The sequence below is a fragment of the Methanothermobacter sp. K4 genome (assembly GCF_022014235.1).
In the GTDB taxonomy this organism is placed as follows: Archaea; Methanobacteriota; Methanobacteria; order Methanobacteriales; family Methanothermobacteraceae; genus Methanothermobacter.
In genome coordinates this window covers 430254-452593 of record NZ_JAKLTD010000002.1, presented here as the reverse complement: position 1 = coordinate 452593, position 22340 = coordinate 430254, and the positions used below count along the sequence as shown (strand labels likewise).

Sequence of the window (22340 nt, the reverse complement as noted above, 5' to 3'; positions counted from 1 at the left end):
AATTAATCTATTTTATTTCGTCGCTTATGGCTTCGAAGAGTTCTTCTCTGCCAGGGGCCCCAACGAATCTCACAACACCGTTTATAGCTATTGCAGGGACTGCCATGAGGCCATAATCGATTGCCTTCTCCCGGTCAACCATTATGTCAATCTTTTCAACTTCTATTTCGTCCCCGAATTCCTTCTTGGCCTCATCAACAACCTCGATCGCCATTGGACAGTAGGGACAGGTGGGGGATGTGAAAACCTCTACCTTAACAACCATTTCCTAACCTCCGTGAGAATGATATATAATTCTTCAATCCTTTTAGGATAAATACTTATCCTTTATTCTTTTCTGAACTGCAAATCCATAAATACTTATCCTTTTATTTTCCTAGATCTTTAGCTGTTCTGTTGTATTTGCTGAACCTGCAAATCCAAGCTTTGAGAACATCCCTGATAGTATCTTCACAAATCCACCTGGAGGCTCAAGGGTTATGGTGTCATAGTTCCTTAAACCTGCAAGTTTAGCCGCCACATCAACAGCATAGTCCTTTCCACCTGTATAATCCACGAGCCTGTTCTTCAGGGCCTGCCTTCCGGTGAATATTCTTCCCTCTGCAAGGCCACGTACATATGATACGCTGAGGTTTCTGTTGGCAGCCACAGTTCTTATGAAGTAGTCGTACTCCTCATTCACCATTGACTGGAGCATCTGCCTCTCCTCCTCGGTTATCATACGGTAATCTGCACCCATATCCTTGTATTCCCCTGCCTTTATGGCGTACTTGTTTATGCCCATCTGCCTGTACATCTCAGAGAGATCTGTGAGGTCAAGTATGACACCTATGCTCCCGACCCATGCAGAGGGACTTGCGACTATCCGGTCGGATGCCGAGGCTGCAAGGTACGCTCCTGAGGTTCCGGAATCACTTATCCAGCTTACAACAGGTTTTTCAGATTTTTTTATGGCTTCCATCAGTTCCTCACTTGCCACCGGAGTCCCGCCGGGACTGTTTATATCCAGGACTATGGCCTTAACTGAGGGGTCACTGTTGGCATCCTCTATGAGTGCCTTTATGTCATCGGGGTTGACACCATCAGATAATCCTGATGCATCATAGGCTATGGCCCCATGGACCGGTATGATTGCAATCGTGCCCTCAGGTCCTCCCATGAGCCCTGAAATTGACATGATCAGCCCGGTGATTGATAGGACCACAATTAAACCAGCAACTATCTTACTGTTTCTGTCCATGATATCAGACCTTCAGATTTACCTCCCATCCTAAACTTTTCTGTTTTTGTATTAATGAGACTGCAACCCATTATATAAATAGTTTTATATAATCTAGGTATATGAACTGTTTGGAGTGATAGGTTGAGGAAGACAGCAAGAGCACCTGGATCAGCCACGGTTATAAATGCCATTGCAACAGGAAGGGGCTCGGCATTCGGGATAGGCCTCAGTGTCAGGGCAGAGGCCAGGCTCATAGATTCTGGTATAGAGTGCATCTCCCTTGAGGGCGCGGATACAGCACTCATAGAGCTATGCACAGAGATGGTCCTTGAGCACTACGGCGCCGATACTGGTGTGAGGGTGGTCACAGCCTCTGATTTACCCGTTGCAAGCGGTCTCTCAAGCAGCAGCGCGGCATCCAATGCCACCGTGATGGCGGTTTCTGAACTCATATCAGAGGAATTTCAGCTGGAACCCATGGATGGGCGTGAGATGCTCAACATGGCGGTGGACGCATCCCTCAGGGCAGGGGTGACGGTGACGGGGGCCTATGATGATGCAAGCGCATCATTCTATGGGGGCCTCACCGTGACAGATAACATGGCGAGGCGTATAATCTGCAGGAGGGAAATGGAAAATCAAAAGGTATTAATATACATGCCAGACAGAAAATCACTGACTGCACAATCAGATGTCCCGAGGATGAAGCTGCTGGCCCCCTGGGTTGACATGGCCTTCAGGGAGGTCCTTGGGGGCAGGGTGCACAGTGCACTGACACTCAACGGGATACTCTATTGTGCGTCCCTGGGATTCGATCCGGGAATAGCCCTCGATGCCCTTGAGGCGGGTGCCCTCTCAGCAGGTCTTTCAGGCACAGGACCGGCGTTTGTGGCGCTGGCTGATGAGGATTCAGCAGGGAAGGTCATTGATTCATGGGAAAACCTTGAGGGCGATGTTACTGTAACATCAGTGGATAACCAGGGTACACATGTGCTTGACTGATCCCGGTGACCCTTAAAGCAGTGCTGATCGGGGGGATGTTTTATGGACGAATCCAGAGCACTGGAAACCCTTAAAAGGTCCAGAAGGGAAATAGATAGAATAGACAGGGAGATACTTGACCTCATATCCTCACGGACATCCCTTGCACGTGAGATAGCTGAGGCCAAACTTGCCCTGGGAATGGAAATATTCGACCCTGAGAGGGAACTTGAGATAATAGAGAGGACCCGGAGAATCGCCAGGGCATATGGTATCAATGAGGATAAACTCATACAGCTGATGAAGATTCTGATGGATCTAAGCAAAACCGAACAGAAAGAACTGTTAAGGAGGCAATGAAATGGGAAACATAAGAACATCCTTTGTAAAAAGAATCGCGAAAGAACTGATAGAAACTCACCCAGGTAAATTCACATCTGATTTTGATAAAAACAAGAAACTTGTGGAGGAGTTCTCAACAGTCAGCACAAAACACCTCAGGAACAAAATCGCAGGTTACATCACAAGGATAATCAGCCAGCAGAAATAATTTTGATTTTTTCCCATTTTCAACATTTAAAAGGTTGTGAAGGTTAATGGAGTTAATAGTTGCTAAATTTGGCGGTACATCTATAGGAAATGGTAGACGAATTAAAAAGGCGGCCCGTTCTGTCGTGAAGGAGTACATGAAGGGCAAGAAGGTCGTTGTTGTTGTATCTGCCATCAATAAGACAACCGATGAACTCCTTCAGATAGTTGATGAGGCAATGGAAGATGCTGTTACAGAAAAGCAGCTGGCTGAGATAGTATCCATGGGTGAAATGACCAGTGTAAGGATATTCTCCTCTGCAATAGAGGCACTTGGAGTTAAATCCGAATACATTGACCCCTTCATGGATGAATGGCCAATAATAACCGACAGCAACCTTTTAAATGCTAAGGTGGACTTTGAGACAACCGAGAAGAAGTCAAGGGAACTCCTCAAACTCCTTGACCAGGGGATAATACCGGTGGTATGCGGGTTCCTTGGGAGGGACCCCAATGGTTACATAACAACCCTGGGAAGGGGTGGAAGTGACATCACGGCCTTCCTCCTGGGACACTGCCTGAAGGCGGATGAGGTTATAATCGTAACCGATGTTGGGGGTGTCATGTCAACGGATCCAAATAAACTTCAGGGTGCAAAGAAGCTTGACAAGATCTCTGTTGAGGAGATGAGAGATCTTGCAACCCATGGGGCGCAGGTACTCCACCCGCATGCCCTGAAATACAAGGACCCGGATATCAATGCAAAGATCATAGGTTTCGAGCACGGGGATCTCTCAGCCCCTGGCACTGAAATCATAGGCCCGTCAAAGAATAAGATGGTCAAGACAACAACCCTCAACCCTGAACCAATATCCGTGGTTGCGGTTGTGGGTGAGAAGATACTCAACAAGCCCGGTATACTGGCAAAGTTAACCTCAAAGCTTGCAGAGAACTCCATCAACATCATAGGAATTTCAACCGGTCAGAACTCCGTCACAATATTTGTTGATAAGAAGGACGCCGATGAGGCGCACAGGCTCCTCCATGATGTGGTCGTTGCAGATGATAACCTCAGTTCACTCTCCCTTGGAAGGGATATTGCAATGATAACCATATCCAGCCCTGACTTCATAGACACTCCAGGCATAATATCCGAGATCACCAAGCCCCTTCGGGATAATGACCTTAACATAGTTGAAATTTCATCCTCACAGACATCTGTGGTTATATTTGTTGACTGGAATGATGGTAAAAAGGCGTATGAACTTGTAAGGGGTGTTCTTGAATGAAGATTGAAGGCACAGTAGTGGCCATGGTGACTCCATTCACAGAGGACGACCGGGTGGATGAGGCCGGGCTGCGGGAAAACATAAACTACCTGATCGAGAATGGGGTTGATGGTTTGCTGGTTGCCGGTACGACAGGTGAATCAGCAACCATAACCCATGAGGAACAGAGGAGAATGATTGACATACTTGTGGATGAGGTTAACGGGCGTGTTAAGACCATTGCCGGGGCAGGGAGCAACTCCTCAAGGGAGGCCCTTGGCCTTGTAAGGTATGCTGGGGACGCAGGTGCAGACGCGGCCCTCGTGATAACACCCTACTACAACAGGCCCCAGCCCCACGGGCTCATTGAACACTACCGGATGCTGGAGGAGGCATCGGAGATACCCCTTATAATCTACAATGTGCCCTCAAGGACAGGTACGGATATCGACGTTGACACGGTATCTGAACTTGCAGGGCTCGACGGTATAATCGGTATAAAGGAGGCGAGCCCCGACCTGGATAAGATTTCCATGCTGAAATCACGGCTCATGGAACTGGGCCTGGATGATTTCATCATACTCTCAGGTAACGATAACCTCACACTCCCAATGATCTCGATGGGTGCAGAGGGCGTCATATCTGTTGTGGCGAACGTCGATCCTGCCCGTATGAGCCGTCTCGTCAACGAGGCCCTCTCAGGAGACTTTGAGTCTGCAATGAAAACCCACTATGAACTGTACAGCCTCATGAAGGCCCTTTTCATCGAGAGCAACCCCGTCCCTGTCAAGGAGGCCCTCAACATGATGGGAAGGCCCGCCGGTCATGTGAGGATGCCGCTCGCACCCCTGAGGGACAGTAGCCGTGAGAAACTGAGGCTGGTCCTTGAGGAACTGGCACTCATCTGAATCCCTGAGGTGTTATAATGATCAAAGTTGCGGTTACCGGCGCCTGTGGGCGCATGGGGTCTGGAATAATAAAGAGGGTCCTTGAAGAGGATGACATGGAGCTTGTGGCTGCCATCGAGGCCCCTGGAACACCCCTTAAGGGAAGGGACGTGGGTGAATTCACAGCCACGGGTGAAGTGGGTGTTAGGGTAAGCGACGCATCTGACCTTGCCGAAACACTCAGGGAGACAGAACCTGATGTCCTCGTTGACTTCACAGTGGCACCGGCAGCTGTTGAAACCATAAAGACAGCTACTGAAGCAGGGGTTAACCTTGTGGTTGGAACAACAGGATTTTCAGATGAGCAGATGCAGACCATCAGGGAATCTATTGAGAGGACAGGTGTGAGGGCTGTTATCTCACCAAACATGGCGGTGGGTGTCAATGTGTTCTTCAAGGTGCTCTCTGACCTGGCGCCGGTACTCTCTGATTATGACGTTGAAATCATAGAGGCCCACCACAGACACAAAAAGGACGCCCCTTCAGGTACAGCGGTGCGTGCACTGGAGGTTATCGCAGAGGCCACCTCCAGGAAACCCGATGAGGTGGCGGTGCATGGGAGGTCCGGACTTACAGGTGAGAGGACCCGTGATGAGATAGGTGTCCATGCTGTGAGGGGTGGTGACATAGTTGGGGACCACATGGTCCTCTTTGCAGGTGATGGTGAACGCCTTGAAATAGTTCACAGGGCCCACAGCAGGGACGCATTTATAGGTGGAGTTATAAGGGCGGTAAGGTTCATTGAACACGCAGAACCCGGAAAGATAATGGATATGGGGGACGTGCTTGGAATAAAATGATAAGGTGGTATTATGGTTAAGGTTGGTGTTCTTGGAGCAACAGGGATGGTTGGGCAGCGGTTTATTGAGCTGCTTGAGAATCATCCTGAATTTGAACTCACAACCCTCGCGGCGTCGTCAAGGTCCGCGGGGAAACCCTACGGGGAGGTTGCAAACTGGTACCTTGACAGTGAGATGCCTGAGTCTGTAAGGGATATAGAGGTTGTTGAAACGGACCCTGCAAGTGTGGGGGATGTGGACATACTGTTCTCTGCACTTCCCGCAGATGTGGCGCGGAAGGTTGAGCCAAAGTTTGCTGAGAAGTACATAGTGGCTTCAAATGCCAGTGCAATGCGAATGGAACCCGATGTTCCCCTGGTGATACCTGAGGTTAACCCTGAGTTCCTTGATCTCATAGAGGTTCAGCAGAGGAGGAGGGGATGGGATGGCTTCATCATAACAAACCCCAACTGCTCCACCATAGCACTTACCCTTACACTGAAGCCAATCTATGACAGCTACACCATAAGGAGGGTATATGTCTCAACAATGCAGGCGGTTTCAGGTGCAGGGTACAGTGGGGTGCCATCCATGGCGATACTCGACAACATCGTCCCCTATATCGGTGGTGAGGAGGAGAAGATTGAAACCGAGACCCTCCACCTCCTTGGTGAACTCGACGATGGTGTGGTTAAACCTGCAAATTTTGGTGTGAGCGCATCATGCCATCGTGTCCCTGTTGTTGATGGTCACACCGAAGCCGTCTTTGTGGAACTGGATGATGAATTTGAGCTTGAGGATATAAGGGAGGCCATGGACGGGTTCCAGGGACTTCCACAGAAACTGGGCCTTTACTCAGCCCCTGAAAAACCTGTTGTGGTTCTGGATGAAGAGAACAGGCCCCAGCCAAGGATGGACAGGGACAGGGATGGTGGAATGTCCGTCACTGTTGGAAGGCTCAGGGAGGATGCAGCATTCAGTAACAGCCTTAGATATGTCCTTGTCGGCCACAATACGGTGAGAGGGGCCGCAGGAGCATCGATCCTGAATGCAGAACTTATAAATGAGATACTGTAATTATGCATCCATTTTTTTCCTTTACCGGTGCCGATGCATCCATTCTTTACTTTGTGATGCATCCTTTTCTTTCATTTACGGGTATTGATACGTCAATTCTCTATTTTTTTAATTCAACGATAAGTTCGCCCATTCTTGATTCATTGATGCAGATCATAACCCTTGGAGGAACCCAGATTTTCTGGGTGCTCCTGTGCCTTACACTCTACATTTTTGGCGGGGAGAATGAGAAGGAGGCCGCTTTCATTGCCCTCACAGCCCTTTTGATGGGCTTCTTTCTCAGTGAATTCCTGAAGGCTGTTATTGCAAGGCCAAGGCCCTATGAGGTACTCAGCTGGGTGAGGTACTCAGCAGTAGCAGGGGGCTACTCCATGCCATCAGGGCATACGGTGGCCGCATTCGGCGGGTTCCTGGCACTCTACTTTAAATTTGGGAGACTATGGCTTTTCATACTGCTTGCTTCCCTTGTTGGTGTTTCAAGGGTTTGCCTTGGTCTACATTACCCCAGTGATGTCATTGCAGGGGCATTCATTGGAGTTCTATGTGCCCTTGTGGCTGTGAAGGTGGAGGAGAGGGTTAAGTGTTTCGGCCTCTGCAACTTTGAAAGGCTTGAATGATGCTTACAGAGGTATTGTTTTATTTTCCACGTTCTCATTTTAAGGAATGGGCGGAGACCCTTTCGCTATATAACTCTATCTGATCTCCCGGGATGAATTCAGGAAGGTTTTTAAGGTCCCAAGTGATATTTAATTAGGGGAAAGGGGTACCATGAAGTTCATGAGGGATTCGGAAAAGGAACAGCTCAAGCTTCTTGTCAAGGCATGCATGCTTGAGATAAGCAAGCTCAAGATGGATCTCAGGAAGTGCAGGGAGAATTCAGAGAACTCAGACAGGGCGAGGAAACTTGAGGAGACCCTTAAACTGAGGGAACAGAAGATAGCTGAACTTGAGGGACTCATGGCTGAGAAGGATAAAATAATACAGGACCTCAATGCCATCATAGCCGAGAAGGAGTCCCGCATATCTGACCTTAAAAGGTACAGGGAGTACTTCCATGCACTCACACAGAAACCTGAAAGGGATCTGACCTCATTCCAGTCACAGATCTACCGCCTGCTACCTGATGAAAGATCCACAGCCGAGGATCTGCTTGGTTTTTTAAATGAGATAGGGTTCAGGGACATGAAACTTGAGAACATGGTTCAGATACTGAGAAACCTTGAGAGAAAGGGTTACTTCAGGTCAGTGAGAGACGATGGGAAGGTGCTCTGGGAGAAAATAGAGAGATGATGGGTCTGTAACGTGGAATATGTTTGATCTTCAATGATGGTCAGTCTGTAACGGCGAATACCCTTACGGGCGAGGCCTCTGCCATCACATTCAGGGGAACAACGAATATCCTGAATCTTTCTGGAATCAGATCCGTGTTTTTTATGTTTTCAACTATCCATATACCCCTTTCAAGGAGGAGTCTGTGTATAGCTGTTTCTCCAGGCATGTCAACGCTAGGTCCGTCTGTGCACACCCCCTTCACTCCATGGTCAACCAGTTTCTCTGCAAGACCCAGGGGAATGCCTCTGTAATCTTTGAAGTATTCCTCCAGACCCCACTTTGAGTCCCACCCTGTCCTCAGAACCGCAATATCTCCATCAGGAATTTTATCTGTTTCAGGTGATATAAGGAAGCCCTGGCCTGTCAGTCTTTCAAGGCCTATTCTATCAACAGTTTCATCATCGCAATGTACGTGTGCTGGTGCATCTATGTGGGTTCCAGTGTGCATTCCAGCCTCCATTGCGGAGTTCACATAGTTCTCATCTTCAAGTGTCCTTATTCTGACAGGAGAATCCCCTGGAAATACTGGCATTGAATCCTCAATTCTGCGGGTCAGGTCAATTATTTTCATGGGTCATGATATCTCATGATGGGATATAAGAGTTCAGTGCAGATCATATTCCAGAAGCACTTCCCTAACCTCTGATACACTGGTATTCCAGTTATAAATGTGTCCGAGGTTGTTCATGGTATGGGTGGTGTCTGCTGTCACCCATCCGCGACCCCTTATCCATACCTGGGCCCACACATGGGAGTACCAGTTCCCGCTTATGAATCTGCAGTATCCACGGACATAGCGGGCGGGTATACCGCTGGTCCTTGCAAGGGCAACCATGAGGTGGGCCTGGTCGACACAGTTTCCTGTTCTGTGTCTGAGTGTGCCTGAGGCACCGTAGCGGGTCCTGTAGTAGAAGGAGTAGTCAACATTGTCCCGGACCCAGCTAAAGAGATTCAGTGCAGTGGAGTGGGTGGTGTTTTCTGAGAGCTCCCGGGCAAGGTAAACTATATTGGGATCAGTGATGTTGCAGTAGGCTGTGGACCTGATGTAACGTCGGAGCGATGATGGGACGTACCATGGGCTGCTTCTGAGGCTCTCATAGTATCTGAGCTGACCGTTCAGATAACCGTATCTTTTTTCAAGGGATTTCAGTTTACCCTGAAGCATCCTGATGGTTTTTTTATTTCCACCATACCTCATCCTTTTATGAATAATATTCATTAGATTAATTGTTTTTCTGATCCGGGATTTCAGGTTCTTTATCCTTGTGTCAATGGTGTTGGAGTTGATGTGGTATGCATTTAAAGGCAGGGGGGTGCTTATCTGCACATAAGCCGGGAGTTTACCATGGAGTTGCCTGTAGCGCCCGATCTTTGATAGGAGATACACTGCATTGTAGAAGTCGATCCTGCCTCCACTGTAGTATATGGTTGCTGGACAGCACTGTTTACTGGCTGTGAAGTTACAGAATTTTGATGCTATCTCCATGTACTGATTTTTTGTTAGTTTCACTGATATGCGCCTTATGTCAAGCCGGGGCGCATTGAAGGTCTGGTTTTCGACCACCTTTGAACCTGTAAGTACCCTGCTGAGGGCGCAGGCATATGAGGAGGTGTCAAGTGTCCTGTTACCCACACTGACATTTTCAGGAAGTTTTCTGTTTTTTTCCATAAAATTGGAGACATTCACACTTGCCGCGAGGATATCAGAGCTATTCAAGGGATCATCAACTTCTTCAATGGCATAGGAGCCTTCAATTAATAGAATCAAAATTATGAATGCCGAAAGGCAGACAGGGGATACTCTCTTGAACATGGTCTTACCCACTAGTGTTTAAGTGTTCCAAGGGATAAATAGATTAACCGCAAAATATTTATAGAACCTCTAACCCATTGATAAATGCACTAATGATAATAAAAATTGAGGTGATTAAATGGCACAGGGACAGCAGCCAATTCTTGTACTGCCTGAAGGCACAAGCAGATACCTTGGAAGGGACGCACAGAGAATGAACATCCTTGCAGGTAAAATACTGGCAGAAACCGTCAGGACAACCCTTGGGCCAAAGGGAATGGACAAGATGCTGGTTGACTCCCTTGGGGACATCGTGGTGACAAACGACGGTGTCACAATACTCAAGGAAATGGACATAGAGCACCCCGCAGCAAAGATGCTTGTTGAGGTAGCAAAGACCCAGGAAGACGAAGTCGGTGATGGTACAACAACAGCCGTCATCATAGCAGGCGAACTGCTCAAAAAAGCTGAAACACTCCTTGAAATGGAGATCCACCCAACAATAATCGCAATGGGTTACAGGCAGGCCGCTGAAAAGGCCCAGGAAATACTCAACGACATTGCAATTGACGCAAGCGACAGGGACACACTCATAAAGGTCGCAATGACCGCAATGACCGGTAAGGGAACAGAAAAAGCAAGGGAACCACTGGCTGAACTCATAGTTGACGCGGTCCAGCAGGTTGAGGAAGACGGGGAAGTTGAGAAGGACCACATAAAGATAGAGAAGAAGGAAGGCGCAGCCGTGGACGACTCAACACTCGTCCAGGGTGTCATCATCGACAAGGAAAGGGTTCACCCAGGAATGCCCAAGAAGGTTGAAAACGCCAAGATAGCACTCCTGAACTGCCCAATAGAAGTCAAAGAGACAGAAGTCGACGCAGAAATCAGGATAACAGACCCATCACAGATGCAGGCCTTCATTGAACAGGAAGAGCAGATGATCCGTGACATGGTCAACTCAATAGTGGAGACAGGCGCAAACGTGCTCTTCTGTCAGAAGGGTATCGATGACCTTGCACAGCACTACCTGGCCAAGGCAGGCGTCCTTGCAGTAAGAAGGGTTAAAAAATCAGACATGGAGAAACTCTCCAAGGCAACCGGTGCAAACATAGTCACAAACATTGAGGACCTCAGTGAGGACGACCTCGGCGAAGCAGGTATTGTCTCAGAGAAGAAGATCTCAGGCGAAGAGATGATCTTCGTTGAGGAATGCAAGGAGCCAAAGGCAGTCACAATACTCGTGAGGGGTTCAACAGAACACGTTGTAAGCGAAGTTGAAAGGGCAATCGAAGACGCAATAGGAGTCGTTGCAGCAACAGTCGAGGACGGTAAAGTTGTTGCAGGCGGAGGAGCACCTGAAATAGAGGTCGCAAAGAGGCTCAAGGACTACGCTGATTCAATAAGTGGAAGGGAACAGCTTGCAGTCTCAGCCTTTGCAGATGCCCTTGAGATCGTTCCAAAGACCCTTGCAGAGAACGCTGGACTTGACAGCATCGACGTCCTGGTGGACCTCAGGGCTGCCCACGAGGAGTCACCATACATGGGACTTGACGTCTTCGATGGCGAAATCGTTGACATGAAAGAGGCTGGCGTAATAGAGCCCCACAGGGTCAAGAAACAGGCCATCCAGTCCGCTGCAGAGGCAGCTGAGATGATACTCCGCATAGACGACGTCATAGCCGCATCATCCTCTGGATCCGATGAGGACATGGATATGGGTGATATGGGCGGAATGCCTCCAATGTAGGCACCCCCATAATTACTCCTTTTTTTTACAAGGCTTTTTCATGGTGCCGGTGAATTCATAAAGGGATACTTTCAGGTTTCCTAACCTCGAATATGTTTTGTAAATGTAAACCTGTGTTGGAAGTCTGCTGACTCCCATCATTTTTTCAGACAATCTCAAAAAAATTGAATGTGATTTACTGGCTCATTTTTTATATGCACAACCTTTTTGCACTGGTCCTCTGCGTCACTGAATCCATCGAGCAGAGAGGGCATTGCAGGATCATGTAATTTTTCATGAACTATGATCTGATAAAGAGTTATCGCAGAATTGAAAAACTAAGTTAGCCCGGCTCAGTTTCTTTATTTCTCTGCTGGTCACTGGATACCTTTTGATACTACAGAAAAAATGAGATGAATGGGCGGCTACCTTGAGAATATGTGCACAGCCGCTGTCCCACCGGTTCCACCGATGTTGTGGGTCATACCTATCTCAGCACCCTCAACCTGCCTCTTACCGGCTTCACCACGTAGCTGCCAGACCACCTCAGCCGCCTGGGCGATACCTGTGGCCCCGAGTGGATGACCACGTGCCTTGAGACCCCCCGAGGGGTTTACGGGTATTTCACCATCAATGCGGGTCATGCCCTCTTCAAAGGCCCTTCCACCTTCACCCTTCTCAAAGAATCCAAGGTCCTCAACAGCCAGTATACCATTTATGCTGAAGCAGTCATGGACCTCAACAAGGTCTATGTCCCCTGGTGTCAGATCTGCCATCTTGAATGCGGATCTTGCTGCATTCACGGTGGCGTCAATCCTGGTTATACTTCTTCTATCGTGCAGTGCAATGGTACCTGAGGCCTGTGCGGATGCCTTCACATAGACAGGGGTATCGGTGTATTCCCTGGCCATCTCGGCGGGGCAGAGTATGACTGCTGCTGCACCATCAGATATGGGTGAACAGTCAAGGAGCCTTAGGGGATCCGCGACCATGGTTGAGTTGATGACCTGTTCGACTGTGACCTTCATTGGGAACTGGGCCCTTGGGTTGTTTGAGGCATTCTCATGGTTTATCACGGAGACCATAGCGAGCTGCTCCCTTGTTGTACCGTACTCGTACATGTGCCTCCTTGCCATCATGGCGTAGAGTGATGGGAAGGTTACACCCTGCTGGGCCTCCCATTCCTGGTCGGAGGCTGTTGCAATTGCAGGTGTGGGGTCAACAACGTCTGTCATCTTCTCAACACCTGCTGATATCACAATGTCATGGTATCCTGATGCCACAGCCATTATACCGCTTCTCAGGGCGAGTCCACCTGATGCACAGGCGGCTTCCACCCTTGTTGAGGGTATTGGTGTTAAGCCGGCATGGTCTGCGATGAGTGAAGAAATGTGCTCCTGTTTTATGAATAGGCCCGCTGACATATTACCAACGTACATCGCCTCGAGGTCTGCACCTTCAACTCCAGCATCCTCTATGGCACCGAGGCCGGCCTCTGTTATCATGTCCCTGAATGAGACATCCCAGAGTTCTCCGAATTTTGTCTGTGAGACTCCAATAATTGCTACATCCCTCATATTATCACCATCTTAAGCCATCCTGAGTTTGCCCTTGAACTTGGCATAGAGCGCATAGTCAACGTATTTTTTGTGGCTGATTATTTCAGAAACGGTTGGGGCGAGGTCCCTCTTTCTCTCTATCTCATCGGTGACCTCTATTATGAATGCGTCACTTCCGGCCCCTGAACCATAGGAGACTGCAAGTATTCTTGCCCCGGGTTCTGCAACGTCAAGTGTTGCTGCAAGGCCTATTGGTGTTGCACCGGAGTATGTGTTACCTATGACCGGTGTTAAAAGCCCAGGTTTCACCTGTTCGCTTTCAAATCCAAGCTTTTTCGCTGCCTTCAGGTAGAACTTCCCGTTTGGCTGGTGGAAAACCGCGTAGTCAAAGTCAGCTGCAGAGAGGCCAGTCTTTTCCATCATGCCAGTTGCAGCTCCAAGAACGTGTTTGAAGTAGGCGGGTTCCCCTGTGAATCTTCCACCGTGTCTGGGGTAGGGCATTCCCTCCCTCCTGTAGAAGTCGGGGGTGTCGGTGGTGAAACTGTAGGTTTCCCTTATCTCTGCAAGACAGTTTTCCTTCCCTATAACGTAGCCGGCTCCACCTGCTGATGCTGTGTATTCAAGGGCGTCCCCCGGTGCCCCCTGTGCTGTATCTGCGCCAACTGCAAGGCCGTATTCGATAATTCCTGAGTCAACTAGTCCCATACAGGCCTGTATACCTGCAGTACCTGCTTTACATGCGAATTCAAGGTCAGCCGCTGTCATTTCAGGTGTTGCCTCCACGGCCTCTGCGACGATTGTTGCTGTTGGTTTGACTGCATAGGGGTGGGATTCTGAACCAACATAGACGGCCCCTATCCTTGAGGGGTCTATCTGGCTTCTTTTGAGGGCGTTTCTGGCAGCCTCCACTGAGATTGTTGCGGTGTCCTCATCTGGACCTGGAACTGATTTCTCTTCAACAACCAGTCCCCTTGATATGGCCTGGGGGTCATCTCCCCAGACTCTCGCTATTTCTTCAACCTTTATTCTGTATGATGGAACGTAAACTCCATATCCAACGATTCCAGCCATGAGTATCACACCATTAATATTAGTCTGGATCCTGTTATTATCTAGAATTAAAGTACTTATCCTTTGCTCTACTATCGGGGTTTCTAATATATATAGCTGATATATGACTGGCCAGTTCTCTCTGGAAGGGGTGCAGATGACATTTATTTATGGAGTTTCAAGCGGAGTAAACAGTTAAAATCATCTAAACCATGGATGTGCACTGAGAATTAACGACCTACTGGCATCAGAAACTGTTCAGCATAGAAGCACTTTTATTATTTACGATAGAATTAACAGTTACTACTCTCAGAAACAGTTTTTATGCGGTTGCCGGGATTTGAACCCGGGTCGCGGGCTTGGAAGGCCCGAGTCCTAACCAGACTAGACTACAACCGCTATGCGGCGTCCGGGATTTGAACCCGGGTCGCTGGCGTGGCAGGCCAGTGTCTTAACCAGGCTGGACTAACGCCGCAATTCGTAGGCATAGAAAAGGTTTGAAATCATCATATATAAAATTTTCTATTTTTATCTCGAGCACTGCCTGTTGAGATCATCAGTGCAGTGGGAACTGCTTTTACCTGGCTCCACACAATTTATAAATGGAGGTTATTCATGGGGGTAGCATCGTCCAGCGAGAGGTTCCATGAGGTCGATGCCATGAGGGGCATCGCTGTTGTGATGATGATTATATACCATGTGATCTTTGACCTCAATTTCCTTGGGGCGATGGAACTGGATATGAACTCATCGCTACTCTGGCTCACCGGCAGACTTGCCGCATTTCTCTTCATATTCCTTGTGGGAGTATCACTCAGTCTCAGCCACTCCAGAAGGGGCCCCGGGTCCCATGGACATTACATTAAGAGGGGTATCAGGATATTCCTCTACGGCCTCCTGATAACTGCCGTCACCTGGATATACCCCCATGAGGGATTCATAGTATTTGGGGTGCTGCATTTCATAGGGGTTGCTGTTATCATCACATACCCATTTGCAGGAAGAAGGGCACTCTCAGTTATCGCGGCGCTCCTGGTACTGGCAGCGGGTATGTGGATTTCAGGCTTGAGGGTGGACACCCCATTTTTTGTCTGGCTTGGACTGAAGCCCCATGGATTTTGCACTCTTGACTACTTTCCATTGTTTCCCTGGCTCGGTGTTGTACTTCTTGGTATCTTCACAGGGGATACCCTTTACCCGGGATACAGGAGAAGGTGGAAAAGAGAGTTCCCAGCGAGAAACCATACACTTGAATTTCTGGGAAAAAACTCACTGGCCATTTACTTTATCCACCAGCCTGTAATACTGGCTTTCATATGGTTTTTAATGAATATTTAAATGGTAAATAGTCTCAACCTTTTCTGATGTAAGTGTTGTTGATTACCTTCTGTATGGATTGACTGGCAGTCAGCAGATTAATGGTCTTGGTATTACCAGTCAAGCCATTTATATATGGTGAAGAATTATAAGGTACTGGAAACTTACAGTTATCAACCAAGAGGAGGTAATATTACGGATGCTAAGAAAGGATTTATTCTGAGTTTTCTTCTTGCACTTGCAGTGTACCTGATACCATTACCTGGCCTTAAGGCTTCAGGACACGCAGCACTATCCTTACTTGTTTTCGCGGTTTCAATGTGGGCAACCGAGGCAGCTCCGCTTGCAGTCACCTCCCTCATAATACTCTTTGCACAGCCACTTATCGGTGTCGAGAGCTTTGAAAATGCTGTTATAGGATTCGCAAACCCCATACTCTTCCTTATGATAGGCGGTTTCATAATGGCTGAGGCCATAAGGAAGAGTGGCCTTGCACAGAGATTCACCTACTACCTTTTGGGGAGACTTGGAACATCACCCGAGAGGGGTCTCTTTGTGAGCATATTCTCCACGGGTCTTCTCTCAGCGTGGATTGAGAACGTGGTGGCATTTGTCATGCTCCTTCCAATCATAAAGGAGATAGTGGATATAATGGGCTGTTCTGAACCTGAGAGGGGAAGGAGTAACTATGCGAAGGCAATGATACTGGGGGCATCATTCGGGTCCCTTGCAGGTGGTTTCGGGACGGAGATAGGGACAGCCCCCAACCTCATGGCGGCTGCCTACACCCAGATACCATTCCTCAACTGGATGATCTTCGGGTTCCCCCTTGCAGTTGCAATGCTCTTTGTAATATGGTTTGTCCTCATGAAGATATTCCCCAGTGAGGTCACAGCCCTATGTGACGGTGACGCAGTTATAGGGAAGAAACTGATGGAACTTGGGGAAGTTAAAAGGGAGGAGAAGGTCAGTGCAGGGATACTCGTATTTGCAATTCTGCTCTGGGTGACAGCTGGCTGGACAGGCATCAACAGCTATTCGGTGTCACTGATAGCCGCGGTGATGTTCATATTCGCAGGTGTTATAAGCTGGAAGGACGCCCAGAAGAATATTGACTGGGGACTCATTGTGTTCTTTGGGGGTGCACTCTCCCTTGGAAGCGCCCTCCTCAAGACTGGTGCCGCCGCATGGCTGATAAATGACCTTGTCAGGATGCTGGGCTCTGATCCATCAACTATTCTTGTCATGCTGGTCCTCATGGTCCTCGCAGTGCTTATAACTCAGGTGATGTCAAATATAGCATTATCAGCGATACTGGTTCCGCTTTCAGTGACCCTTGCAGGTGCACAGCATCAGCCGGTGGGCATATACGCGGTTCCTGTTGCCATAGCATGTTCACTGTCCTTTATGCTGCCAATGGCGGATCCAACCGTTGCAATGGCCTATGGTTCTGGCTACGTTAAGCTCCGTGACATACCAAGGGCAGGAATTCCGGTGATAGTGATAGGCATCATCCTGACGGTCCTTGTGATCACAACACTCGCGGTGCCATTCATAGCATAGAATAAACCATTTGGGCCGTATCCTGAATAAAGAACCTTTTAATTTTTTTTCAAGAATAAGATTCCTTAATTTTTAATAGGTTCTTAAGAAAAAAAAGGATTTCCAGGGGATATGCATCTCAGGTCCTTTTTCTTCTAATCTTCTATGATATCCTCAATAATGGAGAGGTCCATGTTCTCCTCGACTATCTCAGCCAGGCGGTCAATTGAGAACCTCCTCGAGGCATCGAAGTGGTCATCCACATAGTCAAGCTTTTCAAGGCCCTTCCTCTCCCTCAGAATGTTGGTGAAGTACCTCCTGAATCTGAAGTTGTGGAATATGCCGTGGAAGTAGGTACCAGCAACGTTACCATCTGCAGCACCATCAAATCCCATGGTGTATGTGTTACCAAAACCTCTCTTCACCTTCATGAGAGGTTTAACGTCACCCAGGACTGTGGTTCCCTCATGGAGCTCATAGCCCTCAACTGTTTCCCCTTTAAGGTCTGAGAATAGGCCGGCACCGGTTATCTCCCCTTCACTCCGGGATATTATCTTACCATCACCTGTGAAGGTGGTTTCACAGTCAAGGAGGTTAAGGCCATCCACGCTTCCCAGTTTTGACTCCTGGAGTCCCTCATCAATGATCCTCCTTCCAAGCATCTGGAAACCACCACATATACCAAATACCGGTATCTCACGGCTCAGATCTCTGATCTCATCCGCGAAGCCATTCTCCCTCAGATACATGAGGTCGCTTATGGTGTTCCTGGTCCCGGGGATTATGATGGCGTCAAGTCCTTCAAGGCTGTCACCGGCCTCTATGAGCCTCACAGAAACGTCCTCCTCGTACTCGAGGGGGTCTATGTCTGTAAAGTTGGATATCCGGGAAAGCCTCATGACACCGATCTTCACAGCTCCCCTTCCACGGTACTTGCGCTCTGAGAGTGAGGCTGAATCCTCCTCAGGCAGCTTCAGGCTCTCATCGTAGGGGAGCACACCAAGCACAGGCACACCGGTGATCTCCTCAATCCTTTCTATACCTGGCATGAGGATGTCAAGGTTTCCCCGGAACTTGTTTATGACAACACCCCTTATCCGTGACCTGTCACGCTCATCAAGAAGCATTAGGGTGCCTGCAATTGAGGCGAAAACTCCTCCACGGTCTATATCAGCAACAAGTATAACATCGGCGTCTGCAAGATGTGCTATCTCCATATTGGCAAGGTCCCTGTCCCTCATGTTTATCTCGGCAGGGGACCCGGCCCCTTCAATGACAATGATGTCATATCGCTCCTTAAGGTAATCAAGGGACTCCTTTATGGCCTTAAGGGCGGTTTCCCGGAAGCCTGTCTGGTATTCCTGGAAGTTCATGTTCCCAGCGGGTCTCCCGTGGACTATGACCTGGGATGTGAAGTCCTCCTTGGGTTTGAGGAGTATGGGGTTCATATGGTATGATGGCCTGATACCTGCAGCCTCTGCCTGGAGGACCTGTGCCACTGCTATCTCCCTGTTCTCATGGGTTGTGAAGGAATTCAGTGACATGTTCTGGGATTTGAAGGGGGCAACCCGGTAACCCCTCTTTGAGAATATGCGGCAGAGTGCAGCCACAAGCACACTCTTACCGGCACTTGATGATGTCCCCTGCACCATTATACATTTTGAACTCATTTCTTCACCACTTCTGGGCCGCTGTGATCCTAAGATCTATTGATCACTAAAATCTTAAATACCTTGCCGGCATAAATATTATCTGAGCCCATTTGATTTATTATGTGGAGATGGTTGGATGTCCGGTGTTTCTCCTGAAAGCCCTTTACTGTCTGATGAGGACCTTAAATCAGTATTTGAGACAGTTATACATAACAGCCCCGATGGGGTGATCACAGTTGACTCTGAGGGCATTATCGTATTCTCAAATCCTGCAGCAGATGGGATGTTTGGATACACGTCCCTTGAGGGTAAAAGGGTTGATTTAATTGTCCCGGAATCCCTTAGGGATGACCTCAATGCCAAGATGAGGGAATACCGGATGGAAGGAGAGCACGAACTTGCAGGAAGGGTTTTTGAAACTGTCTCCCTGCGATCAGATGGGACTGAGTTTCCTGTTGAAATGAGCCTGAACCCCGCCCGGACCCCGGGGGGCCTTTTTCTGACCTCAATAATCAGGGATATATCAGAGAGGAGGAGAATGGAGGATGAGGTTCACAGAAGGGAGGAGCAGTTCAGGGACCTCTTTGAGAATGCCAATGACATGATACAGGCGGTTGACCCTGATGGCAGATTCGTATATGTGAACAGGGCCTGGATGGAGACCCTGGGTTACACTGAGGACGAAATTGAGAATCTAACCATATTTGATGTGATACACCCTGACAAGCGGGATGAGTGCCACGAGATCTTCAGGCGTGTGATGAGTGGGGAGAGCATTCCCCTTGTTGAAACTGCGTTCATAACAAGGGATGGTGAGAAGATCTTTGTGGAGGGAAACGTCAACGTTCGCATGAGGGATGGTGAGGTTGAATACAGCAGGGCCATCTTCAGGGATGTGACAGAGAGGGTGAGATTCCAGCGTGAACTTGAAAGATTGGCGTCCATCGTGGAGTCCTCAGGGGATGCCATCGTAAGTTATGACCTTGATGGGACCATAATTGACTGGAACAGGGGCGCTGAGAGGATATATGGTTACAGTGCAGATGAGGTCAGGGGAGAGAGTGTCTCGATCCTCATGGATGAGGAAGAATTTGAAAGGCTCAGGAACCTAATATCTGAGGTGAGATCAGGTAAACTTGTTTCAAATTTTGAGGCCAGGAGGTTGAGGAAGGATGGGGAGGAGATATGGGTTTCCATTTCACTCTCACCACTCAGGGATGTTAATGGTGAGGTTATAGGTGTATCCACCATTGCAAGGGATATAACTGAGATGAAGAGGATACAGGAGGCCCTCAGGGCAAGTGAGGAGAAATACCGTAAAATCGTTGAGAAATTTATCCAGAATGCACTTGCCCTGATATCCGAGATAAACCGCTGAGCCCTGGGAGATACCTTTATAAGTGACATCACCATATATTAAAATAAAAATTTGTAAGTAAAATATTTTAGGCAGAAGGGATAATCATTAACTGTGATTTTATTTTAACCACTTCACTTAATGGAGGCATTTGAATAGAAATGAAAACCACCATTAAAAACTTCAGAATTGAAGAATCTGTTTCATATGAAGGTACTGATAATAAAAAGGAATCAGAAAGGAGCCTTTCATATGAAACCTCAAAGGACATAGATGTCCCTGAAAGACTCATAGATCAGATCATAGGTCAGGAAGAGGCAGTTGAGACCATAAAAAAGGCTGCAGAACAGAGACGTAACGTATTACTGATAGGTGAACCTGGGGTCGGCAAATCAATGCTGGCCAAGGCCATGGCTGAACTCCTGCCCCGGGAGAAACTCCAGGACATACTGGTCTACCCCAACATAGAAGACCCAAACAACCCCCTCATAGGTACTGTACCAGCAGGGGAGGGCAGGAAAATCGTCATGAACCACAAGAACAGGGCAAGGGCACAGGATGAGAAGAAGAACCTCTTCATGATGCTCATAATATCATTCATCCTGGTCCTCGGGTTCATGGTTAACCAGTTCCTTGCGGCCATAATAGCGGCGGGTATAGTCTTTCTGGCCCTTCAGCAGTTCAGACCAAGGACCACGGTCATGGTGCCCAAGCTCCTGGTCAACAATGAGGGAAGGCAGGTTGCACCATTCGTGGATGCAACCGGCGCCCATGCAGGTGCACTCCTGGGGGATGTGAGGCACGACCCATACCAGTCAGGAGGCCTCGGCACGCCTGCACATGAGAGGGTCGAGGCCGGGATGATACACAGGGCCAACAAGGGAGTCCTCTACATAGACGAGATAGGGACGATGAAGATGAAGACCCAGCAGGAACTCCTAACAGCAATGCAGGAGAAGAAGTACTCAATTACGGGTCAGAGCGAGACGAGCAGCGGTGCAATGGTGCGTTCACAGGCCGTACCATGTGACTTTGTTCTGGTGGCATCAGGTAACCTTCAGGTGCTTGAGGGCATGCACCCGGCCCTCCGTTCAAGGATAAGGGGATACGGTTATGAGGTTTTCATGAAGGACACAATGCCTGATACACCTGAAAACAGGGACAAACTTGTCCAGTTCGTTGCACAGGAAGTTGAAAAGGATGGAAGGATCCCCCACTTCAGCAGGGAGGCCATAGAGGAAATCATAAGGGAGGCCCAGAGGAGGGCCGGTAAGAAGGATTCACTCACACTCAAACTCCGTGAACTCGGCGGTCTTGTGAGGGCTGCAGGGGACATTGCCAAGAGCCGTGGCGCTGAGCTTGTTGAGACAAGGGATGTTATGGAGGCAAAGAAACTTTCAAGGACCCTAGAGCAGCAGATAGCAGACCGATACATTGTACAGAAGAAGAAGTACAGTGTCTTCAAATCAGAGGGTGGCGAGGTTGGACGTGTCAATGGACTTGCAATAATCGGTGACAGGAGCGGTATCATCCTCCCGATAGCTGCAGAGGCAGCCCCCGCCCAGAGTAAGGAGGAGGGCAGGATAATAGCAACAGGTAAACTGGGTGAGATCGCCCGTGAAGCGGTTCAGAACGTAAGTGCCCTCATCAAGAAATACACAGGTACAGACATATCAAACTATGACATACACATCCAGTTCCTCCAGGCATACGATGGAGTGGAGGGTGACAGTGCAAGCGTCTCAGTGGCAACAGCCGTCATATCAGCCCTCGAGGAAATACCCGTGGATCAGTCAGTGGCCCTAACAGGCTCACTTAGCATACGTGGAGATGTGCTCCCAGTGGGTGGGGTTACAGGGAAGATAGAGGCAGCTGCAGAGGCAGGGATAAAGAAGGTACTCATACCAGCCTCCAACATGGGGGACGTCATGATTGAGAAGAGATATGAGGATAAGGTTGAGATAATACCCGTTGAGACCCTCGGTGACGTCCTGGAACACGCCCTCATTGGTAAGGGCAAGGAGAGCCTCCTTGAGAGGATGCAGAAGATAAGCGATATAGTATCCTCAATCATAAAAAAACCAGCCATGCACTGATTTTTTTCCAGAAGAAGCAGACCAATTTTTTCCCACTTTTTTTAAATTTTGAAGGATTTTCAGAGGATATGTCCTGTTTTTCCTCTTTTAGTATAAGGGCCACTCTTTAAGT

21 protein-coding genes and 2 tRNA genes are annotated in these 22340 nt (G+C 48.5%); 14 read left to right on the top strand and 9 right to left on the bottom strand.

Features of this window, described 5'->3' with window-relative positions:
• Positions 1–7: 7 nt before the first annotated feature.
• Both L5462_RS06040 and sppA read right to left on the bottom strand, forming a co-directional pair.
• Complete coding sequence (locus L5462_RS06040; RefSeq protein WP_237779893.1) at positions 8–265, bottom strand: MJ0307 family thioredoxin; 258 nt, start codon at positions 263–265, stop codon at positions 8–10.
• Positions 266–376: 111 nt separating this feature from the next.
• Positions 377–1240, bottom strand: a complete 864-nt coding sequence (sppA, locus tag L5462_RS06035; protein WP_237779892.1) for a signal peptide peptidase SppA — start codon at positions 1238–1240, stop codon at positions 377–379.
• A gap of 123 nt (positions 1241–1363) precedes the next feature.
• On the opposite strand from sppA, the gene L5462_RS06030 reads away from it, so the two are divergent.
• The 9 genes from L5462_RS06030 to L5462_RS05990 all read left to right on the top strand — a co-directional run bounded on the left by L5462_RS06030 (position 1364) and on the right by L5462_RS05990 (position 8092).
• The gene (locus tag L5462_RS06030) at positions 1364–2224 is read left to right on the top strand and encodes a shikimate kinase (RefSeq protein WP_237779891.1); all 861 of its coding nucleotides are present in this window, start codon (positions 1364–1366) and stop codon (positions 2222–2224) included.
• Between the two features lie 42 nt (positions 2225–2266).
• Positions 2267–2563, top strand: coding sequence for a chorismate mutase (locus L5462_RS06025; RefSeq protein WP_237779890.1), 297 nt, complete (start codon positions 2267–2269; stop codon positions 2561–2563).
• Between the two features lies 1 nt (position 2564).
• The gene (locus L5462_RS06020; RefSeq protein WP_013296011.1) at positions 2565–2753 is read left to right on the top strand and encodes a 30S ribosomal protein S17e; all 189 of its coding nucleotides are present in this window, start codon (positions 2565–2567) and stop codon (positions 2751–2753) included.
• A gap of 46 nt (positions 2754–2799) precedes the next feature.
• Positions 2800–4020, top strand: a complete 1221-nt coding sequence (locus tag L5462_RS06015) for an aspartate kinase (protein ID WP_237779889.1) — start codon at positions 2800–2802, stop codon at positions 4018–4020.
• On the top strand, positions 4017–4907 hold the full coding sequence (dapA, locus tag L5462_RS06010; protein WP_237779888.1) for a 4-hydroxy-tetrahydrodipicolinate synthase: 891 nt from the start codon (positions 4017–4019) through the stop codon (positions 4905–4907). The genes L5462_RS06015 and dapA overlap by 4 nt, the downstream gene beginning before the upstream one ends.
• A 17-nt stretch (positions 4908–4924) precedes the next feature.
• On the top strand, positions 4925–5746 hold the full coding sequence (gene dapB / locus L5462_RS06005; protein ID WP_237779887.1) for a 4-hydroxy-tetrahydrodipicolinate reductase: 822 nt from the start codon (positions 4925–4927) through the stop codon (positions 5744–5746).
• Positions 5747–5758: 12 nt separating this feature from the next.
• Entirely contained in the window at positions 5759–6802 is a 1044-nt protein-coding gene (gene asd / locus L5462_RS06000; RefSeq protein WP_237779886.1) for an aspartate-semialdehyde dehydrogenase, read from the top strand.
• A 146-nt stretch (positions 6803–6948) separates the two neighbouring features.
• Positions 6949–7419 (top strand): phosphatase PAP2 family protein, encoded by a 471-nt coding sequence (locus tag L5462_RS05995; protein WP_237779885.1) that lies wholly within the window; start codon positions 6949–6951, stop codon positions 7417–7419.
• A gap of 151 nt (positions 7420–7570) precedes the next feature.
• Positions 7571–8092 carry a hypothetical protein gene (locus L5462_RS05990; protein ID WP_237779884.1) on the top strand — a complete coding sequence of 174 codons (522 nt, stop codon included), beginning with the start codon at positions 7571–7573 and terminating at the stop codon, positions 8090–8092.
• A gap of 40 nt (positions 8093–8132) precedes the next feature.
• Here the strand turns inward: L5462_RS05990 and L5462_RS05985 are convergent, their stop codons facing one another.
• Complete coding sequence (locus L5462_RS05985; protein WP_237779883.1) at positions 8133–8705, bottom strand: cyclase family protein; 573 nt, start codon at positions 8703–8705, stop codon at positions 8133–8135.
• 33 nt (positions 8706–8738) lie between these two features.
• Positions 8739–9947 (bottom strand): transglutaminase family protein, encoded by a 1209-nt coding sequence (locus L5462_RS05980; RefSeq protein WP_237779882.1) that lies wholly within the window; start codon positions 9945–9947, stop codon positions 8739–8741.
• A 118-nt stretch (positions 9948–10065) separates the two neighbouring features.
• On the opposite strand from L5462_RS05980, the gene thsA reads away from it, so the two are divergent.
• Positions 10066–11676 carry a thermosome subunit alpha gene (gene thsA / locus L5462_RS05975; protein WP_237779881.1) on the top strand — a complete coding sequence of 537 codons (1611 nt, stop codon included), beginning with the start codon at positions 10066–10068 and terminating at the stop codon, positions 11674–11676.
• A 404-nt stretch (positions 11677–12080) separates the two neighbouring features.
• Here the strand turns inward: thsA and L5462_RS05970 are convergent, their stop codons facing one another.
• From L5462_RS05970 to L5462_RS05955, 4 genes are all read right to left on the bottom strand, one after another.
• Positions 12081–13232 carry a thiolase domain-containing protein gene (locus tag L5462_RS05970; protein ID WP_237779880.1) on the bottom strand — a complete coding sequence of 384 codons (1152 nt, stop codon included), beginning with the start codon at positions 13230–13232 and terminating at the stop codon, positions 12081–12083.
• 12 nt (positions 13233–13244) lie between these two features.
• The gene (locus L5462_RS05965; protein WP_237779879.1) at positions 13245–14285 is read right to left on the bottom strand and encodes a hydroxymethylglutaryl-CoA synthase; all 1041 of its coding nucleotides are present in this window, start codon (positions 14283–14285) and stop codon (positions 13245–13247) included.
• Positions 14286–14589: 304 nt separating this feature from the next.
• Positions 14590–14663, bottom strand: a tRNA-Gly gene (locus L5462_RS05960).
• A gap of 2 nt (positions 14664–14665) precedes the next feature.
• Positions 14666–14739, bottom strand: a tRNA-Gly gene (locus L5462_RS05955).
• A gap of 140 nt (positions 14740–14879) precedes the next feature.
• On the opposite strand from L5462_RS05955, the gene L5462_RS05950 reads away from it, so the two are divergent.
• Positions 14880–15602 (top strand): heparan-alpha-glucosaminide N-acetyltransferase, encoded by a 723-nt coding sequence (locus L5462_RS05950; protein WP_237779878.1) that lies wholly within the window; start codon positions 14880–14882, stop codon positions 15600–15602.
• A 114-nt stretch (positions 15603–15716) separates the two neighbouring features.
• Positions 15717–17144: a DASS family sodium-coupled anion symporter gene (locus L5462_RS05945; RefSeq protein ID WP_370637018.1), complete on the top strand. Its 1428-nt coding sequence runs from the start codon at positions 15717–15719 to the stop codon at positions 17142–17144.
• 134 nt (positions 17145–17278) lie between these two features.
• Here the strand turns inward: L5462_RS05945 and cobQ are convergent, their stop codons facing one another.
• A complete protein-coding gene (gene cobQ, locus L5462_RS05940) occupies positions 17279–18793 on the bottom strand; it encodes a cobyric acid synthase CobQ (protein WP_237779876.1) in 1515 nt (504 codons plus the stop codon).
• Between the two features lie 118 nt (positions 18794–18911).
• On the opposite strand from cobQ, the gene L5462_RS05935 reads away from it, so the two are divergent.
• Both L5462_RS05935 and lonB read left to right on the top strand, forming a co-directional pair.
• On the top strand, positions 18912–20153 hold the full coding sequence (locus L5462_RS05935; RefSeq protein WP_237779875.1) for a PAS domain S-box protein: 1242 nt from the start codon (positions 18912–18914) through the stop codon (positions 20151–20153).
• 140 nt (positions 20154–20293) lie between these two features.
• Positions 20294–22228, top strand: coding sequence for an ATP-dependent protease LonB (lonB, locus tag L5462_RS05930; RefSeq protein ID WP_237779874.1), 1935 nt, complete (start codon positions 20294–20296; stop codon positions 22226–22228).
• Positions 22229–22340: the final 112 nt, after the last annotated feature.

Bases quoted from the DNA above. Each gene is read 5' to 3' on its own strand.
- L5462_RS06040 (WP_237779893.1), bottom strand. From the start codon at position 265: ATGGTTGTTAAGGTAGAGGTTTTCACATCCCCCACCTGTCCCTACTGT.
- sppA (WP_237779892.1), bottom strand. From the start codon at position 1,240: ATGGACAGAAACAGTAAGATAGTTGCTGGTTTAATTGTGGTCCTATCA.
- L5462_RS06025 (WP_237779890.1), top strand. From the start codon at position 2,267: ATGGACGAATCCAGAGCACTGGAAACCCTTAAAAGGTCCAGAAGGGAA.
- L5462_RS06020 (WP_013296011.1), top strand. From the start codon at position 2,565: ATGGGAAACATAAGAACATCCTTTGTAAAAAGAATCGCGAAAGAACTG.
- L5462_RS06015 (WP_237779889.1), top strand. From the start codon at position 2,800: ATGGAGTTAATAGTTGCTAAATTTGGCGGTACATCTATAGGAAATGGT.
- dapA (WP_237779888.1), top strand. From the start codon at position 4,017: ATGAAGATTGAAGGCACAGTAGTGGCCATGGTGACTCCATTCACAGAG.
- dapB (WP_237779887.1), top strand. From the start codon at position 4,925: ATGATCAAAGTTGCGGTTACCGGCGCCTGTGGGCGCATGGGGTCTGGA.
- asd (WP_237779886.1), top strand. From the start codon at position 5,759: ATGGTTAAGGTTGGTGTTCTTGGAGCAACAGGGATGGTTGGGCAGCGG.
- L5462_RS05995 (WP_237779885.1), top strand. From the start codon at position 6,949: ATGCAGATCATAACCCTTGGAGGAACCCAGATTTTCTGGGTGCTCCTG.
- L5462_RS05990 (WP_237779884.1), top strand. From the start codon at position 7,571: ATGAAGTTCATGAGGGATTCGGAAAAGGAACAGCTCAAGCTTCTTGTC.
- L5462_RS05985 (WP_237779883.1), bottom strand. From the start codon at position 8,705: ATGAAAATAATTGACCTGACCCGCAGAATTGAGGATTCAATGCCAGTA.
- L5462_RS05980 (WP_237779882.1), bottom strand. From the start codon at position 9,947: ATGTTCAAGAGAGTATCCCCTGTCTGCCTTTCGGCATTCATAATTTTG.
- thsA (WP_237779881.1), top strand. From the start codon at position 10,066: ATGGCACAGGGACAGCAGCCAATTCTTGTACTGCCTGAAGGCACAAGC.
- L5462_RS05970 (WP_237779880.1), bottom strand. From the start codon at position 13,232: ATGAGGGATGTAGCAATTATTGGAGTCTCACAGACAAAATTCGGAGAA.
- L5462_RS05965 (WP_237779879.1), bottom strand. From the start codon at position 14,285: ATGGCTGGAATCGTTGGATATGGAGTTTACGTTCCATCATACAGAATA.
- L5462_RS05950 (WP_237779878.1), top strand. From the start codon at position 14,880: ATGGGGGTAGCATCGTCCAGCGAGAGGTTCCATGAGGTCGATGCCATG.
- L5462_RS05945 (WP_370637018.1), top strand. From the start codon at position 15,717: ATGGTGAAGAATTATAAGGTACTGGAAACTTACAGTTATCAACCAAGA.
- cobQ (WP_237779876.1), bottom strand. From the start codon at position 18,793: ATGAGTTCAAAATGTATAATGGTGCAGGGGACATCATCAAGTGCCGGT.
- L5462_RS05935 (WP_237779875.1), top strand. From the start codon at position 18,912: ATGTCCGGTGTTTCTCCTGAAAGCCCTTTACTGTCTGATGAGGACCTT.
- lonB (WP_237779874.1), top strand. From the start codon at position 20,294: ATGAAAACCACCATTAAAAACTTCAGAATTGAAGAATCTGTTTCATAT.